We start from the raw sequence: 16,327 nt of genomic DNA, 5'->3' as shown, positions 1-16,327 counted from the left end.
CCGGCCACTTCGTCAAGATGGTGCACAACGGCATCGAGTACGCCGACATGCAGCTCATTGCCGAGGCCTACGACCTGCTCCGCAAGGGACTGGGCGATTCGCCCAAACAGATTGCCGACATTTTCGAGTCCTGGATGGACACCGAACTGAACTCCTACCTCATCGAAATCACTGCCGAAGTCCTCCGCCAGGAGGACGCCAAAACCGGCAAGGCACTCGTCGACATTATTGTCGATGCCGCCTCCCAGAAGGGCACGGGCGCATGGACGGTCCAAACCGCCCTCGAGCTCGGCGTTCCCGTCACCGGCATTGGTGAAGCAACCTTCGCTCGCGGGCTGTCCTCCTCCCCCGTTCAGCGCGGAGCCTCCGGTCCACTCGAAGGCCACGAGACCCCTATCGCGGTCGAGGACCGCGACGCCTTCATCGAACAGGTGCGCCAGGCCCTCTACGCTTCCAAGATTGTTGCCTACTCGCAGGGCTTCGACCTGATCCAGGCCGGTAGCGAAGAGTACGGCTGGACGATCGACAAGGGCGCTCTTGCGAAGATCTGGCGCGCCGGCTGCATTATTCGCGCAGTCTTCCTCGGCGACATTACGGAAGCCTACGAGGCCAATCCGAACCTGCCGCTCCTCATGGCTGACGACAAGTTTGCCGACAAGATCAACGCCTGCGTGCCAGCGTGGCGGGAAGTTGTTGCCCTCGGCGTCTTCTCGGGTATCCCTCTCCCCGCCTTCAGCTCCTCCCTGTCGTACTTCGACGGTGTCCGCGCCGACCGACTTCCCGCGGCCCTTATCCAGGGTCAGCGCGATTTCTTCGGATCGCACACCTACAAGCGGATAGATAAGGAAGGCACCTACCACACCGAGTGGTCGGGAGACCGCTCCGAGTCCCGCTGGAGCTAAACCTTCCCCACATCCCATGGGGAAAAGCGGAAAAGTAGCTAGCTAAATTGAGGGAGGCCGTTCCTTGCGTCCACAGGTGGATAGCGGGAAGGGCCTCCCTCTGGCTCTTCTAGGATGACGGCATGAACGACAGGAAGCGCCCAGCGTGGGCGGAGCGCAGCGACCTTGAACGGAACTACTACGACACCGAGTGGGGCATGCCGGTGGTGAGCGAAAAGGGAATCTTTGAGCGCATGAGCCTCGAAGTTTTCCAGTCCGGCCTGTCATGGACAACCATTCTTAAGCGCCGGCCGGGTATGCGCGAAGCATTCAGCAACTTCGATGTCGATACGGTGGCCGCTTTTGACGCCTCCGATATCGGCAGACTGTTGGAAGACGAGAGAATCATCCGGAACCGTCGGAAGGTCATTTCTATCATCGCGAATGCTCAGGCAACCGTTGAGCTGAGGAATGATCCAACCCTGGCAAGTCGGGGACGACTTGAGTCGGGGCTTCCGGCGCTCGTGTGGTCGTACAGGCCGAGCAATCATCCGACCTACGACGAGATCAATATTCCAGCGCAAATCCCCGAATCGACGACATTAGCAAAGGACCTCAAATCTCGCGGTTTCCTACACGTCGGACCGGTCACGATGTATGCGCTGATGCAGGCCGTGGGGATCGTGAACGATCATCCCAAAGGGTCGTGGAGGCGTCCGATAGTGGCGCAAGCCGTCGAAGAGGTGCTCACCCAGGGGAGCTGAAGGGGCTCACAAACAAGCTGGCAGGGCCCCAGGACCGTACTCCGGTTTGGCTAGATTCCAGCGCGGAGGGGCTTGAGGAGCTGGAATAGTCCGCATCCCACCGCGAAGATCAGGGTCATGGTGACGCCACTGGCAAAGATCGTGGCGTGAGCAAAGATGGAGCGTTCGGAGCGCGTGCGCTCACCGCCGGTGATGAGCTGGCCGGGACTGATTCCAAAACGGTGCAGAATGCCGAGGACGAGCACGGCAAGGTAAAAGCCGACGAAGGCCGCGAGCACGGGGATGAGGATGCCACCGACTTGGACTGCCGCGGCCGTGGCACCGCCCACCGCGGCGGCAGCGGTGAGTGCACAGTCGAGGTAGAACGACGTCGCGTTTCGGCCTGTTTCAATGTTCATGCCTCGAGGCTAAACCGCTCATCACACACCCGGCAGAATGAGAACTCCCCACGGAGCCTCCCCCGCGGGAAAATCGGCGCACAATCAGGGACGGAATGACAACTTTCCCTTGATATAGCGACGTTCCGCACCAGTCATGCGGAGGCGACTGACAGGTCCGGAGAGGCCTCCCCAGGGCCTGGACATGGCGTGGCCAAGAATAAAGCCGCTGGCGTAGCACTACCGGAGGTCGGTCAAGCAACCAAGGTCCACCACGATCGGCAACACCCTACAAACTGTCCAAAAGTGATAGCGAAATGGGTGATGAAGAGTGCTTTCGCACCCGTCATCACCCATCTCGTTAGGTTGTTCCGCTTAGCGGATCTCAGGCAAGTCGGAACCGTGCCCTCTGTTCCTCGGGGACAAGCTCGAGGTATTCGGGATGCTTGCCGATGTAGGAGGCAACGTAGGGGCAGACTGGGAGAACATCCTGGCCAGCCGACTTAGCATCCGCCAGTAGTTGCTCGACGATCTTTCCTGCATAGCCCTTGCCGCCGTGGTCGGGATCGACCTCGGTGTGCGGGGCGGTGACCGTGTCACCGTCTACTTCGTATTCGGCAAAGCCGACTACCGCACCATCAACAAGAATCTCGTAGCGGGATTCTTCCGTGTTCTTCCTGATTTCAGACATTAGTCATCGATTTCTACGACATCGCCGGTCTCGGCGTCTACCACGACCTCGACGTCGTCGTTGTTGGACTCAATTTCGACCGTGTACTGCTGACGATTGTCATCCCAGTCCAGGTCCCAGCCGGTGACCGGTCCGGAGATTTCTCCAGTGGCGGTCTGCATGGCGGTGTTGTAGTCGACCGGGCCAAGGGGCGTAACTTCCTGCTCGTTGTCGTCCTCACCGTCGGACTCAACTTCGTTGACCTGACCGGTCGTCGCGTTAATTTCGAGCTCCCACTCGGTGCCATCGGCAATCGTATCGATCTCCCAAACCCAGGCACCGTCGGACCAGTCCATACCTACCTGGTGGATCGTACCGCCACCGGTTTCGGTGTTGCTAATATCGATGGCTTCCTCGAGGCTGACAGCAAAGTTGTAATCGAGCAGGTCGATGTCGCGTCCGGGCTCCTCGGCAGGGGTCGTGCTGTCATCGGCATTGTCATCGCCCATGTCATCTGCATTATCGTCACCGGTCGTGGCGTCATCGTTACCGGTGGTGTCATCAGCCTGGTCATTGGTGTCCTCGGTGGCGACGGGGGCCGAGACTGTCTCGTCGACGTTATCTTCGGTCGCATCAGAGCAGGCCGCAAGGGTGAGCGCGAGAGCGGCTGCGAGGCCAAGTGTCTTCCTCATCATTCGTTACTTCTCCTTCGATGGTTACGTAGTTCCATCTCTTTACAGACTGGAATGATTGGCATTTCCGTCTACTTTTAGAATGGCAAGGTTAGATGAGAGGAACCTTAAGAAGCTCTGAGGATCATCTCACGAACCCTCGGGAGCACCGTGGTGCCGTACAGCTCGATTGAGTTCATCATCTGCTCGTGAGGCATGGGGCCGTTGGCGTACTTGAAGTCGAAGCGATCAACGCCGAGATCCTGGATAGCTTCGAACATCTTCTGAGCAACGGTCTCGGGTGAACCGACGAACAGCGCACCGTTCTCGATCTCATCAATGTAGCTTTCGTAGGTGGGGTCCGCCCATCCCCTCTCCCGTCCAATGCGGCTACGGTTCTCGAGGAAGGGCTTCCACAGCTCTTCACGAGCCTTCTCGTCCGTCTCGGCAATGTGGCCAGGCGAATGCATGCCGAGCCTCATCGGCTCCTTCACTCCGAACTCCTTCTGAGCCCGCTCGTAAAGGTCAACGAAGGGGCGGAAGCGGGCGGGGTTACCGCCGATGATGGCAAGCATCATGGGGATACCGCGCTGGACGGAACGAATCACGGACTCCGGGGAGCCACCCACGCCCACCCAGGCCGACAGGCCATTCTCGGTGCGGGGCGTCAGGATCGCGCCCTCGATCGGTGCTCGGTGAGAACCGGACCAGCGGATCGGGCGTTCCTTGAGTGCCTCCGCGAAGATCTCGAACTTCTCTTCAAAGAGCGTGTTGTAGTCAGAAAGCTTATAGCCAAACAGCGGGAAGGATTCGGTGAAAGAACCGCGACCGACAACAACCTCGGCCCTGCCGTTGCTGACAGCATCGAGTGTCGCGAAGCGCTCGTACACCCGCAGGGGATCATCGGACGACAGAACCGTTACCGCGGTGCCGAGCTTAATTCTTTCGGTGCGGGAGGCAATGGCAGCGAGGACCATGTCGGGAGACGATATCGCGTAATCATCTCGGTGATGCTCACCGAGCCCAATGGCATCGATGCCCACGGAGTCGGCAAGAACAGCTTCCTCAACAACTTCCCGGATGACTTGCGCTGCGGACTGGGCTTTCCCCGTAGCATCCGGAGTGATGTCGCCAAAAGAGTTGAGCCCGAACTCCATGGTCACCTGGGCACCTGTCTGAGCCATTGTTCTTCTTCCTGATCGTGTACTGGTCAACATCTGGGTAAACCGTTGAAAGTGCAACTATATTCCCGGAGGGTTGAATCGCTACGGCTCTCGCGGCATTAGGCTGATGTTTTCCCAGGTTGTCGAGGTGTCGGGTAAGGCGGGAGCGCCCTCACCTGCCTGCCGGATGCTGTTTCCTGAAAGTAGGCTGTTATCGGTGGGTGGGACGGGCTAGCCAGAATTCCCTTGAGGCAGGGTAGCGTTTTACTGTTGTCGAAGAGATTAACGCTCAGAAAAGGATTCCACCATGACCATCAGAACTGCAATCGTTGGATACGGAAATCTGGGACGGGGCGTGGAAACCAATATCAAGCGCCAGCCCGACATGGAGCTGGTCGGCATCTTCTCTCGTCGTAGCGAGCTAGACACGGACACTCCCGTGTTCCCGGTAGCCGATATTGGCTCATACGCCGACCAGATCGACGTTCTCTACCTCTGTGTGGGGAGCGCTACCGATATTCCCGAGCAGGCAACAGCTCTTGCCGCGAAGTTCTCGACGGTTGACACGTACGACAACCACAAGAAGGTCCCAGCACATTACGAGGCGATGGATGAGGCGGCTTTCCAGGGCGACAACGTTGCTGTCATCTCGACCGGTTGGGACCCCGGCCTCTTCTCGATTAACCGCACCCTCGCATCCTCGATCTTCCGGCAGTCCCAGCAGAACAGCTTCTGGGGTAAGGGAGTTTCGCAGGGCCACTCGGACGCTCTGCGCAGGATTGACGGCGTGAAGAAGGCCGTTCAATACACGATCCCCCGCGAGGACGCGATTGAATCCGCGCGCGAAGGACGCGGCGCTGAGGTCACGAGCCACAACGCTCACCTGCGCCAGTGCTGGGTCGTTGCCGACGAAGCCGACCAGGAGCGCATCGAGAACGAGATCAGGACGATGCCGGACTACTTCGTTGGCTACGAGGTGGAAGTCCACTTCATTGCCGAGGACGAGTTCGTTCGCGACCACGGTGGCGTACCTCACGGTGGGCACGTCATCACCTCCGGCGAGCTCGGCGGAACCCACAACACCATCGAGTTCACTCTCGCTCTCGAATCAAACCCGGACTTTACGGCCGCGGTTCAGGTGGCATACGGACGGGCCGCGTACCGACTGAAGGAAGCCGGCCAGGCCGGAGCCTTCTCGGTTCTTGAAATCCCGCCCTACCTGCTCGCACCCGAATCCCTCGAAGAGCTCCTCGCACGCGACATCTAGTCACCGGTGGCATCTGCCTCTGTGGCAATGCCATCCTTCACTCCCCTCGCCTACCCCGCTTTTGAATGAGCGGGGTAGGCTTTTATCGACAAAGAAAGGGAGTGGCATGGCGTACCACGCAGATTCATCGGATCTGAACAACAAAGAAATTCTGACCTGGGAAGGTTTTGGGACAGCTTCCCGTGAACTGGCCCAGGCCGTCGCGGATTCGGGATTCGAACCCGACATTATTATCGCCGTGGCACGAGGCGGGCTACTTCCCGCTGGCGCCCTTTCCTACTCTCTCGGGGTAAAGCTCTCCGACGCTATCAACGTCGAGTTTTACACTGACGTTCACGAGACGCTCCCCGACCCGGTGCTTCTCGCTCCCCTGCTAGACACGGACAACATCAGCGGAAAGAAACTTCTCGTTGTCGACGATGTTGCCGATTCCGGCAGGACCCTCGCACTCGTCATCGACATTCTCAAGGGATACGATGCCGAGGTTCGCTCCGCCGTTATCTACGGTAAGGCCCGCTCGGTTGTCGAGCCAGACTACGTGTGGCGGCAAACAGACCAGTGGATTGTCTTCCCCTGGTCTTCGGAGCCTCCCGTCACTGCTAACGCATAAAAACGAGAAGCTCGATTTGCCGAGCATTGTTCCCTGCCTGTGGTTCGACATAACTGCGGAAGAGGCAGCTGATTTCTACTGCAGTATTTTCCCGAACTCACGCATTATCTCTCAGCGGATTTCCCCCATGGACAATCCGAGCCAGCAGGCCGGTAACGTCCTCACCGTCGAGTTCGAACTCGACGGCAACCGCTACACGGCCCTCAATGGCGGCCCGCACTTCCAATTCAACGAGGCCATCTCGTTCCAGATTGACTGCACCACCCAAGACGAGGTCGACCACTACTGGAATAGCCTCACCGACGGTGGCGAAGAATCGGAGTGCGGGTGGCTGAAGGATCGCTACGGTGTTTCCTGGCAGGTCGTACCGCGCCGTCTCATCGAACTGATGAGCCACCCCGATCCCGAGGTAGCCAAACGCACCGGGGAAGCAATGCTGACAATGAAGAAGCTCAGTATCCCCGACCTCGAACGCGCAGCATTCAACACCGCACAGTAGCGATCTCTATGTGAAGAACTGCAACTGTCCGCGAGCGTAAACAGCCCCGAGCGACACCAGTCCTCGGGGCTGTTTCATCCTCAAATTCATTGCCAACGATGCCGAGGAGTGCAATGCTCGAGAGCAAGAAGGAAACGAGGATCATCATGAAAATCGCCATCATCGGAGCTGGCGGCAAGGCCGGTTCAGCCATTTACCGCGACGCACTCGCACGCAATCACGACGTGACCGCAATTGTGCGGAGCATCGAACGCGCACGCGCGGTCCTCGGGAGCGATGTTGTCGCACTCGAGAAAGGCAGCTTCGAGCTCACCGCCGAGGACCTACAAGAATTCGCCGCAGTGGTCAACGCCGTCGCCTTCGCCCCCGCAGAAGGAAATCAGCATGTCGTGCTTGCCCAGCATCTCATTTCCATCGCAGCATCAGGCACGCCCCGCCTCGTCTTCATTCTGGGAGCAGGTTCCCTCTTCGCGGGCTCTGACCGGCACCATTTCATCGAGGACATCCGACAGGCACCGGGCTCGGATGAGTGGATCGCGATTCCAGAAAACCAGCTCAAGGAACTCCATTACCTCGAGTCTGTCAACACGGCTGACTGGGTTGCAATCTCGCCACAGGCCAGCTTCATTGAGGGAGGTGCCACCACTCCCGTAGTCGGCACAGACGAGATCATGTTTGCCTCAGACGGAGAGTCGCACACAACAACGGGAACCCTGGCGGTAGCGATTCTCGACGAGCTTGAGAATCCCACTCGCCGGCGAGTCCGCTTCACCGTGGGTGACGAGTAGAATCCGGCGCACGGAGACAGGAACACTCGAGGCAAGAGGCGCACAGGTAAGCCGGACGTCGGCCAGCCGGGACACGGGCCGGCCTGCTTGCTCAGTTGCTGAGGAAGCCTTTCACGCTGGCGACTTTCGCTTGCTTTCCGGCACTCTTGAAACGGAAGAATAGCGCAAAGTCGGTTACCGAGTTCTCCTGCACGAAAGATCCGTGGCTGGACGCAAACTTACCGTGAGAAATCGTGTTCTCGATGGTGAGCACGTCGGGTACGACGCCGGGGAACAGTCCCGGCTCACCATCGACCGGTACCGGATCATCCGACCCTGCCCATTCCCACTCGATGTCTTCTGCCGACCATTCGTCGAGCACTTCACGGTCACCACGCGCCCAGGCGGCAACAATGTCGTTGGTGATTCCAATGCGTGGCGCATTTCCGCAGTCGTCGGGCAGGCTGATTTTCATGGCGTTCGTTCCCTTCTGTACGGCTTACCGTGCTCACCAGAAACGGGTTCCGAGGAGCGCCAGGGCCGTCGGGATTGGTTGATTACCGGGGTTACTAACCTACCGGGGACTCGGGTTTGGTTCCACCGCTACTTTGGCTTCGACAGCCGAGATAAGGAGGGACTGGCCCAGGATGTAGGTGAGCATCACCCAGAAACTGTGACCGGGAAGCTCAAACCCTGCAAACGCTCGCAGGGCAATCAGCGCATCGGAAATGATGAAGATGATTCCACCCGTCGTGGCAACCGGACCCAGCCCCGTGGCCAGCACCGCCATAGCAGCAATAACGAGCGCGTAGAGAATAACTGGGACAGCGAGTTCTCCAGCTCCGTCGAAGCATATGGCAACAAGAACCGCTGCGGCGACCGCGTAAGGGATAACGAGGAGTGGCTGCCGCAGGATCGATTGATGCCGGTAGGGCCAGAAGGCTACGACGTAGAAGACCTGGGCGATGAGGAAGCCAGCGATCATTGCCGCGAATCCGGTTTCCCCGTCAAGGAATCGCGGGAGCGTATCCCCCACCCAGGAGAAGAACAGCGCCACGAAAGCCATGACGACAAGGCGTCCGCGCGGGGATGTGGTTCCCGTCCAGAGCACCGCTGCCAGCACCGGCATAAGCAGCACCTGACTACCTTCGGTCACTATCGAGGATGAGGCAAAGATCTGACCGACCAGGTGAATGAGTACCACAATCATGAATGCGGCTGAGGTTGCAATCCTGACCGGTACTCCCCGGCCCTCAAAGTCTTCGTCCACGCCCGCTCCCAATTCCACCATCTCCGTTTACTTGCTGAGCATACGCTGGAAAAGCACTGAGTAATTACCTGCACAGCCCGGTTGGACGAATTCCCCCAAACCCGGCACGAAGGTTTACCGATCCGGCGCGTTCAGTGAGCGCACTATTCTTCCAAGCGAGCCCAAATCTATCCGTCACCACCCACAGTTCCCGAAGGGCCCGAGTGAGGGTCAGGACTTGCGACTGCGGAGAGCCAGCGGGATGGTTAGCGCGGAGATACCGGCAGCCACCAGCAGGCCGGTGCTGAAATCGGACCCGGTGGCAATCCAGCCGATCAGGATCGACCCGGTACCGGTTCCCATATCGAATCCCACGTTCCACGTAGTCGATGCTGCGCCGTAATGCTGGCGATCAACGGCCCCGAATGACAGCAGAAGTGTAAGGTTCTGGAGCCCGCCATAGGCCACACCAACAAAGAACGAGCCGATGATGAGCAGGGGAACCGAGGTGTCAATGGGATCACGGACCGCGAAGGAAATGAGAACGAGCCCGATCACCGTGCTCATGACGAGGGGAAGAACGAACTTGCCGGGACCCACTCGGTCCGCCGTCATTCCGACCCGCCACCGCACGAACGCGGTTGTCACCAGCATGACAAGGAGCGCCACGGTGACCAGCCCTGAGCTCGCAACCATCTGCGCCATAAAGGTAATGAGAACACCGCCGGCAAGCGTCACGGCGAGGAGCAGAATCATGGGGCGCACGAGTGCGCGGTAGGGCGGCGGGTCGAGTGGCTTAGGCACTCGCTCCACTCGTTGGCCAAGTTTCCAGGCCGGAAAGACTCCGAGAATGGGGAGGAGGCCCACGGCGAAGATGACTTCGAATGCGAACTGATCAACAATCCAGGCGCCCGCAGAAACGAAAACGATCTGCGGGAGAGCTACGGCAAGACCGTACATGCCAATAGCCTCGCCCCTCCTCATCACTGGCACGAGTTCCGCCGTTAGTGCACTGCCCGTGACAGTAATAATTCCGAAGCCAATCCCTCTCAGGGCAGAGAAAAACAGGATCGACAGGAGGTCATCGCTGAAAAAGAACCCGGCGGTGGGAAGCCCCAGGAAGGTCACACCGCCCACGAGGACGGGAACCCAGCCGAGCCGCCTCAGGGCGGCAGGGACCATGAGCTGAGTGAGGACCGTGGCGAGCATGAGTACGCCGTTGACGAGGCCAACCCCGCCAGCGTCCGCTCCGCTGTGCGCCGCCCACAGCGGGGCCACGGGCATGAGAGCGGCGTAGCCAGTAAAACCGAACGCGGTCATCGCTACCAGGAGCGGCATTCCCGGTTCCCGCAAAACAGATTTCGTCATCGCCGCCAGCATAGCCCGCCGACGCTAGTCCCCCGCACCACGCATCAGGGTGAGAACGGGCACCCACCGACCACCGGGGGTGGCCCCACTAAGAGTCGGACCACCCCGCCGAGTTCAAACCGTTAACCCTAGGAGCGCGGGGCTGCCGGGGTGAGGAACGGTACGGCCTCTTCGGTGTCCCTTCGTCCGCTCTCCCAGAGGACGGCAGAGCCTTCCTGCGCGGATGCCCTGAGGTCGATAATCCGCTGGTTCGAGGAACCGCGGAAGGCAAGATCGTGGTGGTAGAGCCGTTTGATAAACGGACCGTCCACGAGAACATCGCACAGGTCGAGGAGCTCGTTCTTGTCCGCCCCCTCGTCAAGCAACTGCTCGTAGGTGTACCCGGACCAGATCCAGATCGTCTTCTCGTCCCCGAACTCTTCTCGGAGCCTGCGGGCGATACGGAGAAGCACGGGGGTAGCGAGGAATGGCTCGCCACCGACGAAGGACAGTCCCGCCACATAGGGCTGGGCGACGTCGGCAAAGATTCGTTCTTCGAGTTCCTCGTCGTACTTCTTGCCGTACCGGAAGGACTGCGCTGCCTCGTTGTAGCAACCTGGGCACTTGAACGGGCACCCGGAGACGTAGAGGGAACACCGCACTCCCTCGCCGTCGACGAAATTGAATGGCTTGTAGTCAGCAATGTAGCTGGACGAGAGGACGCTGCCCTGCCACTCTCCGGTGGCGGGCTGCGTCACTCCGTCAGCATCGATGAGGGGCACGGCTAGCGTTCAACCTCATCCATGTGCTTCACGCGGCTGGCGATCTCTGCGTGACGGCCGTGGACCATGGGGCGGCGTTGCGGGTTACCGAGGTAGCCGCAGGTGCGCTTCACAACGTCACAGGTCTTCGGGTCTTCGTTACCGCAGTCGGGGCAGGCGAAGCCGGCGTAGGTTGCCTTGAACTCACCTTCGAAACCACACTCGTAGCACTTGTCGATCGGAGTGTTCGTTCCGAGGTAGGCAACTCGGTCGTAGGCGAAGTCCCAGACGGTCTCGAGAGCCTTCGTGTTGTGGGTCAGTTTCGGATACTCGCAGTAGTGGATGAATCCACCCTTCGAGTACTGCGGGTATTCGGCCTCAAACTCGATCTTTTCGAATGGCGTGATCTTCTTACGAACGTCGTAGTGGTACGAGTTCGTGTAGTAGTCCTTGTCCGTGACGTCAGCAATGTCGCCGAACTTCTCGCGGTCCAGCCGGCAGAACCGATCCGTGAGCGACTCCGATGGCGTGGCGTACACGGAGAACCAGTACGGGTGCTCTTCGCGCCACTGCTCGGCGTAGCTGTTCATCGTCTTGATGATCTCGAGCGTGAAGTCCTTGGCTTCACGGTTCGTCTCCCAGTCCGGCCCGTAGAAGCAGGTCGCTGCCTCATAAAGACCGATGTAGCCGATCGATGCGGTGGCGCGGTGCTTGCGGAAGAACTCCGTGACCGAGTCCGGCTCATTGCCCGAAGGGCGGCCGAGCGCACCGTGCTTATAGAGGATCGGGGCGTTCTCCGGGACTGCTTCCTCGCAGCGTTTGATGCGGAAGAGCAGCGCCTCCTTGAGAACATCCATGCGCTCGTCGAGAAGCTCCCAGAAGCGACCCACGTCGCCGCGTGCCTCGATGGCGATCCTGGGGACGTTCAGGGTGACAACGCCAAGGTTATTGCGGCCCGCGTTGACGGCTTCACCCGTGACGGGATCAACCCACTTGGGCAGGAACGAACGGCATCCCATCGGCACCTTGTAGTCGCCCTCGATCTCCGTGAGTTTGTCGTAGGAGAGAACATCCGGGTACATGCGCTTCGTCGAGCACTCGAGTGCGAGTTGCTTGATGTCGTAGTTCGGATCCGAGGGGTCCAGGTTCACGCCGCGGCGGAGGCCGAAGACAAGCTTCGGGAAGATTGCCGTGTGCTTGTCCTTGCCAATTCCGCCAATGCGGACGGTAAGGATCGCTTTCTGGATTTCCCGCTCGAAAACATCGGTTCCCAGCCCAAAGCCGAGAGTCACGAAGGGGGTCTGTCCGTTCGAAGAGTAAAGGGTGTTGATCTCGTACTCGAGGGACTGCATGGCGTCGTAGATGTCCTTGCGGGTCTTCGCCATCGCGTACTCTTCACGCTTGTCCTCGGCCACCCACGTCTCTGCCTCGGCGAGGTGCTTAGAGTAGTTGATCCGGGCGTAGGGCGCGAGCACCTCGTCGGTACGGTCAACCGAACACCCACCGTACTGGCTCGACGCCACATTCGCGATGATCTGTGCGATCTGTGCGGTTGCGGTGTTGATGGAGCGCGGCGACTCAACGCGTGCGTTGCCGATCTGGAAGCCATCCGAGAGCATTGACGGGATGTCGATGAGGCAGCAGTTCGTCATTGGCTGGAACGGGTTGTAGTCCAGGTCGTGGAAGTGGATATCGCCCTTGATGTGCGCATTGGCAACGGGCCGAGGAAGCAGTTCCTTCAGCGCAAAAGCCTTAGCAACGGACCCGGCGGTAAGGTCACGCTGGGTGTTGAAGACAGTCGCGTCCTTGTTGGCATTCTCGTTGACGACAGCCTTGTCCTTGCGAAGCAGGCGACCAACGGAGTACTGAACATCCATGGCTCTCTCCCGCTCAACATCCCGGTCGTGACGGTATTCAATATAGGCGCGAGCGACTTCCGGGTAGTCCGCCTTCATGAGTCGATCTTCGACTGCCTGCTGAATAGTCGGAATATCCACGGAGTGGCCGGGCAGGCTCTCAACAACATCCCGGGTGACCGCGGAGGCGAAGTCAAAGTCCTCAATTCCCCGGCTCAGCAGGGCGGCTTCGACAGCACGATAGATCTTGGTCGGATCAAAATTAACGGTCCTGCCATCCCTCTTGACAACAGTGGTGGCGGTAGTGACTGCATTCTCCGACAACAACGACATCTTGTGCCCCTTTCAAAAGCGAACACTACATATTGTAGTAGGAGCGAAAGACAGCCACGTAATTACACGCGCGTAAATTGGCAATGCATACTCTGAATAAAACATTTATTCAGTCATTTTTCCGAGAAATTCCCGCGTCGGCGCAGGATGTGGCGGAACCGACCAAATTGAGTTAGGCAGGCCACACCTTCCACTACCGCGCGACCTGTCCGATTTCTCCCAAGCGGAAAAAGCGCAAGTCCGGGGAAATCACATAAAAATAAATGAGATATGCATGGTTAATGCGTGAAACCGAAACTACTTGGAAAACGTGCACCGGATTCGGGCCGCGTTTCAGCCTCTGTTCAACGTAGCTTCAACCCCAGGTTCAAACCTTTGAGCACTTAGCCGCGAACGTCGACGAGGTGGTGTTCGAGGTCGTGGAGGAGGTATCGGCTCATGCCAAGAATCGTGAACAGCTTGCCGTCGCTTCGCACACCGGTGCGACCCCACTCCCCTTCCCCGATCCGGTCGTAGGTGGCGGCAACCTCCCGGACCGCGTCGGCAATGTCCGTGCTAACGCGTTCGGGATCAGCCTCCCAGAATCGCTCGTTGACGGCTTCGGCTTCGCCGTCGAAGTCCTCTAGTTGCGGGTTCTCCTCGTTAAGCATCGAGGTCACGCGCCGATTGAGTACCCGGAGGAGATCCAGGCAGTGGCGAGCATATTCGACCGGGGACCAAACATCCTCGCCTGGTCGCTCGGTTGCGTCCTTACGGTTGAGCACCTTTTCCCACCGTTCCGGCATGGCACGGAGGCGCTCCGCCGTATCCCTGGGATCGTGCGGAGCATAGCCGCACTCCGGACATCCCTTATCAATGACAAAGGTCCAGTCTGTCGTGTCGGTCTGCGCTGGCTTTGGAGTATCCATATCCCCATCGTCCTCTCCCAGCAACGCATGCACAATAGTCAGAATTAATCGACTGCATAGAAAATGGGACAATCGCTAACAGAAATGGACCGGGTGCAGTAGGCACCTTCCTCGGCTTGATGCCACAGAGATTTCCTACGATCAGGAGCGATGGGGGTTCCCCGCAGATGGGAGCCGTCAGCTCTTCCTACGGTAGAGGACGACTGCGTCTTCGAGTTCCATTTCCACCCCGTCGCGCCCGGCGTGAGTTCGCGCCCTGCTTTCGATGATCAGCGGTTCCCAGTCACGATCATTCAGTCCAAGGGCTTCCACTTCTTCTTCCGGGGAGGAGAATTTTGGTCCGTCACCGTTTCGGTTGGGCATGGATGCATGCGAGACAACGAGGATGTGACCACCGGGGGCGACCATGGCCGCGGCAGCGCGAAGGATTGCCGTGCGGTTGAGCATGACGGGTGACTGGAAGAAGCTGGCCGAGACCAGATCAACCTCAGCATCCAGATCCATCTCGGTCAGGTCACCGGCGACAAAGCGGGCGCGATCTTCACCAAGACCTTCAGTTTGGGCGGCGCTACGTGCGCGGGCGATTGCCTTCTCCGAAATATCGATACCGAGTGCGGTCCAGCCATTTTTTGCCAGCCAGATAACGTCTCCACCTTCACCGCATCCCAGGTCCAGGGAGCGACCGGGCTCCAATCCGCTCGCAACATCAGCAAGCACCTTGTTGACCTTGCCGGTCCAGATGGGTTCCGCCTCACCGTAACGACGATCCCAGTGCTCTGCCGGATTCGTATCGCTGTCTTCGTGGTTGTGCTCGTGACGGCTCATGCCGAATAGTGTCGCCGAGCCTTATCGTGCACGGCAACAACGTTCTCTTGTAGGGGATTAACCGTGGAGCGCAGGGGAAGCAATCACGCACTGGGAAAACGGCGATATCGAAAGAGATCAGAAGAGATCGGACCGGAAGGAAAAGTGGGTACTTGCTCAGGCGACGATTGCCGCAATTGCGTTGAAGGTAATGAAGCCAAGGGCAGTGGTTGCCAGGAGCACGGTCGACACGATCCTGTTGTCGCCGCGGAATCTCTCGGTAAGGATCGGAACGTTCGCTGCCGTGGGGAGAGCGGCAGTAAGAACAAGAACAGCGAGATCGGTTGATGTCAGCGGTGCTCCGACCGCAATAGCCAGTGAACCAAAGAACCATGCCGCTACGGGCAGGCCAAGGAGCTTGAGGAGCGAGAGCCACCCGACGTAGACCTTTGGAGTATCCGTCACGCCGGGACGAGCATTGCGTTGCTCGCGAGCGAGAACCGCACCGATCGTGAAGAGAGCAACGGGGGTTGCCGAGTCGGCCAGCAGGTCGAGGAAGTTGACGATGATTTCGGGAGTAGCCCAGGGGGTTGTCGACCAAGCGGCACCGAGGACGATTGACCACATGAGCGGGTTCTTGAGAACACCAGCAAGTGACGTCTTGACGTTCGCCCGCCATCCCCCGCCTTCTGCCCCAATATGAGCGAGCCCGATTCCAGTGGATTGAATGATGACGATGTCGGTCAGGAGAATGGGGACGAGCAGCGCCAGGCCGTGCTGGCCCAAGATGGCACCGATGAGAGGGATTCCCATGAACCCAGCATTCGGGATTGCGCCGGCGAGCGCCGCAAAGCCAGAGGTGCGCCACCCAAGGCCGCTTTTCAGACCGGGAACGAGGCCGAGGCCAATGATTGTCCAGCAGGCGAGGATCCAGACGACAATAACGACGGGGTTGAGGAGTTCCTCAATGGATGACTGTGCCCCGACCCGGAACAGCATTGCCGTCATGGCAAAATACAGAACGTACGTGTTGAGGCCCTGGACTGCCTCGGAGGGGATGAGCCGTGAGCGCGTTGCGAGGTAGCCGAGGAGGATGAGAGCGAACAGCGGCGCGCTGACGACAAGGACATTCACGGGCTCTTGATCTCCAGACTCTAACGATCCCGCAATACTGGCGGGCACCGCTCCAGTCTAGATCCCGCCGCAGGTTTCGCTACCGCGGACCACTATCCGACTCCGAGATAGCTACCGCGTCCCGCACTGTTTTCTATCCCGGAGAGCTATTCATCTTTCGTTACGAAAACGGTTTCCTATTCTCAGGTAGCTATTCGACGACGTAGATGAAGAAGTTGCCGTAGCCCATAACGACTACGGCCAGGAACGCCGCACATAGGAGGAAC

18 protein-coding genes are annotated in these 16,327 nt (G+C 59.1%); 6 read left to right on the top strand and 12 right to left on the bottom strand.

Annotation, left to right across the window (positions count from 1 at the left end; all coding sequences use genetic code 11):
* Both gndA and ACTHUY_RS11705 read left to right on the top strand, forming a co-directional pair.
* Nucleotides 1–902, top strand: a 902-nt coding sequence (gndA, locus tag ACTHUY_RS11710; RefSeq protein WP_441678974.1) for an NADP-dependent phosphogluconate dehydrogenase, incomplete at its 5' end; no start/stop codon positions are given.
* A 122-nt stretch (nt 903–1,024) separates the two neighbouring features.
* Nucleotides 1,025–1,645 carry a DNA-3-methyladenine glycosylase I gene (locus ACTHUY_RS11705; protein ID WP_441654789.1) on the top strand — a complete coding sequence of 207 codons (621 nt, stop codon included), beginning with the start codon at nt 1,025–1,027 and terminating at the stop codon, nt 1,643–1,645.
* A 50-nt stretch (nt 1,646–1,695) separates the two neighbouring features.
* Here ACTHUY_RS11705 and ACTHUY_RS11700 read toward each other — a convergent pair whose 3' ends face one another.
* From ACTHUY_RS11700 to ACTHUY_RS11685, 4 genes are all read right to left on the bottom strand, one after another.
* The gene (locus tag ACTHUY_RS11700; RefSeq protein ID WP_441654788.1) at nt 1,696–2,043 is read right to left on the bottom strand and encodes a hypothetical protein; all 348 of its coding nucleotides are present in this window, start codon (nt 2,041–2,043) and stop codon (nt 1,696–1,698) included.
* A gap of 364 nt (nt 2,044–2,407) precedes the next feature.
* Nucleotides 2,408–2,713, bottom strand: coding sequence for a GNAT family N-acetyltransferase (locus ACTHUY_RS11695; protein ID WP_441678972.1), 306 nt, complete (start codon nt 2,711–2,713; stop codon nt 2,408–2,410).
* Entirely contained in the window at nt 2,713–3,387 is a 675-nt protein-coding gene (locus tag ACTHUY_RS11690; RefSeq protein WP_441654786.1) for a PepSY domain-containing protein, read from the bottom strand. Before ACTHUY_RS11690 ends, ACTHUY_RS11695 begins: the two co-directional genes overlap by 1 nt.
* Before the next feature lie 104 nt (nt 3,388–3,491).
* Nucleotides 3,492–4,547 (bottom strand): LLM class flavin-dependent oxidoreductase, encoded by a 1,056-nt coding sequence (locus tag ACTHUY_RS11685; protein WP_441654785.1) that lies wholly within the window; start codon nt 4,545–4,547, stop codon nt 3,492–3,494.
* Between the two features lie 286 nt (nt 4,548–4,833).
* On the opposite strand from ACTHUY_RS11685, the gene ACTHUY_RS11680 reads away from it, so the two are divergent.
* The 4 genes from ACTHUY_RS11680 to ACTHUY_RS11665 all read left to right on the top strand — a co-directional run bounded on the left by ACTHUY_RS11680 (nt 4,834) and on the right by ACTHUY_RS11665 (nt 7,690).
* The gene (locus ACTHUY_RS11680) at nt 4,834–5,793 is read left to right on the top strand and encodes a diaminopimelate dehydrogenase (RefSeq protein ID WP_441654784.1); all 960 of its coding nucleotides are present in this window, start codon (nt 4,834–4,836) and stop codon (nt 5,791–5,793) included.
* A gap of 106 nt (nt 5,794–5,899) precedes the next feature.
* Nucleotides 5,900–6,403, top strand: coding sequence for a phosphoribosyltransferase (locus ACTHUY_RS11675; protein WP_441654783.1), 504 nt, complete (start codon nt 5,900–5,902; stop codon nt 6,401–6,403).
* Nucleotides 6,315–6,902: a VOC family protein gene (locus ACTHUY_RS11670; RefSeq protein ID WP_441678970.1), complete on the top strand. Its 588-nt coding sequence runs from the start codon at nt 6,315–6,317 to the stop codon at nt 6,900–6,902. The genes ACTHUY_RS11675 and ACTHUY_RS11670 overlap by 89 nt, the downstream gene beginning before the upstream one ends.
* Before the next feature lie 113 nt (nt 6,903–7,015).
* Complete coding sequence (locus ACTHUY_RS11665) at nt 7,016–7,690, top strand: NAD(P)-dependent oxidoreductase (protein WP_441654782.1); 675 nt, start codon at nt 7,016–7,018, stop codon at nt 7,688–7,690.
* A gap of 91 nt (nt 7,691–7,781) precedes the next feature.
* On the opposite strand, the gene ACTHUY_RS11660 is transcribed toward ACTHUY_RS11665, so the two are convergent.
* The 8 genes from ACTHUY_RS11660 to ACTHUY_RS11625 form a co-directional block, all read right to left on the bottom strand.
* Entirely contained in the window at nt 7,782–8,144 is a 363-nt protein-coding gene (locus tag ACTHUY_RS11660) for a hypothetical protein (protein WP_441654781.1), read from the bottom strand.
* Between the two features lie 99 nt (nt 8,145–8,243).
* Nucleotides 8,244–8,939, bottom strand: coding sequence for a lysoplasmalogenase (locus tag ACTHUY_RS11655; protein WP_441654780.1), 696 nt, complete (start codon nt 8,937–8,939; stop codon nt 8,244–8,246).
* 210 nt (nt 8,940–9,149) lie between these two features.
* Complete coding sequence (locus ACTHUY_RS11650) at nt 9,150–10,286, bottom strand: MFS transporter (protein ID WP_441678968.1); 1,137 nt, start codon at nt 10,284–10,286, stop codon at nt 9,150–9,152.
* Nucleotides 10,287–10,414: 128 nt separating this feature from the next.
* The gene (gene nrdG / locus ACTHUY_RS11645) at nt 10,415–11,047 is read right to left on the bottom strand and encodes an anaerobic ribonucleoside-triphosphate reductase activating protein (protein WP_441678966.1); all 633 of its coding nucleotides are present in this window, start codon (nt 11,045–11,047) and stop codon (nt 10,415–10,417) included.
* 2 nt (nt 11,048–11,049) lie between these two features.
* Complete coding sequence (gene nrdD / locus ACTHUY_RS11640) at nt 11,050–13,215, bottom strand: anaerobic ribonucleoside-triphosphate reductase (protein WP_441676011.1); 2,166 nt, start codon at nt 13,213–13,215, stop codon at nt 11,050–11,052.
* A 383-nt stretch (nt 13,216–13,598) separates the two neighbouring features.
* Entirely contained in the window at nt 13,599–14,123 is a 525-nt protein-coding gene (locus ACTHUY_RS11635) for a DinB family protein (protein WP_441676013.1), read from the bottom strand.
* 177 nt (nt 14,124–14,300) lie between these two features.
* Nucleotides 14,301–14,948: a class I SAM-dependent methyltransferase gene (locus ACTHUY_RS11630; protein ID WP_441676014.1), complete on the bottom strand. Its 648-nt coding sequence runs from the start codon at nt 14,946–14,948 to the stop codon at nt 14,301–14,303.
* A gap of 156 nt (nt 14,949–15,104) precedes the next feature.
* A complete protein-coding gene (locus ACTHUY_RS11625; RefSeq protein WP_441654774.1) occupies nt 15,105–16,061 on the bottom strand; it encodes an AEC family transporter in 957 nt (318 codons plus the stop codon).
* Between the last annotated feature and the right edge of the window lie 266 nt (nt 16,062–16,327).

The sequence above is a fragment of the Flaviflexus sp. genome (assembly GCF_052087705.1).
Taxonomy (GTDB): Bacteria; Actinomycetota; Actinomycetes; order Actinomycetales; family Actinomycetaceae; genus Flaviflexus; species Flaviflexus ciconiae.
The sequence above is the reverse complement of the archived record's forward strand: the minus strand, read 5'-3'. Positions and strand labels throughout refer to the sequence as shown.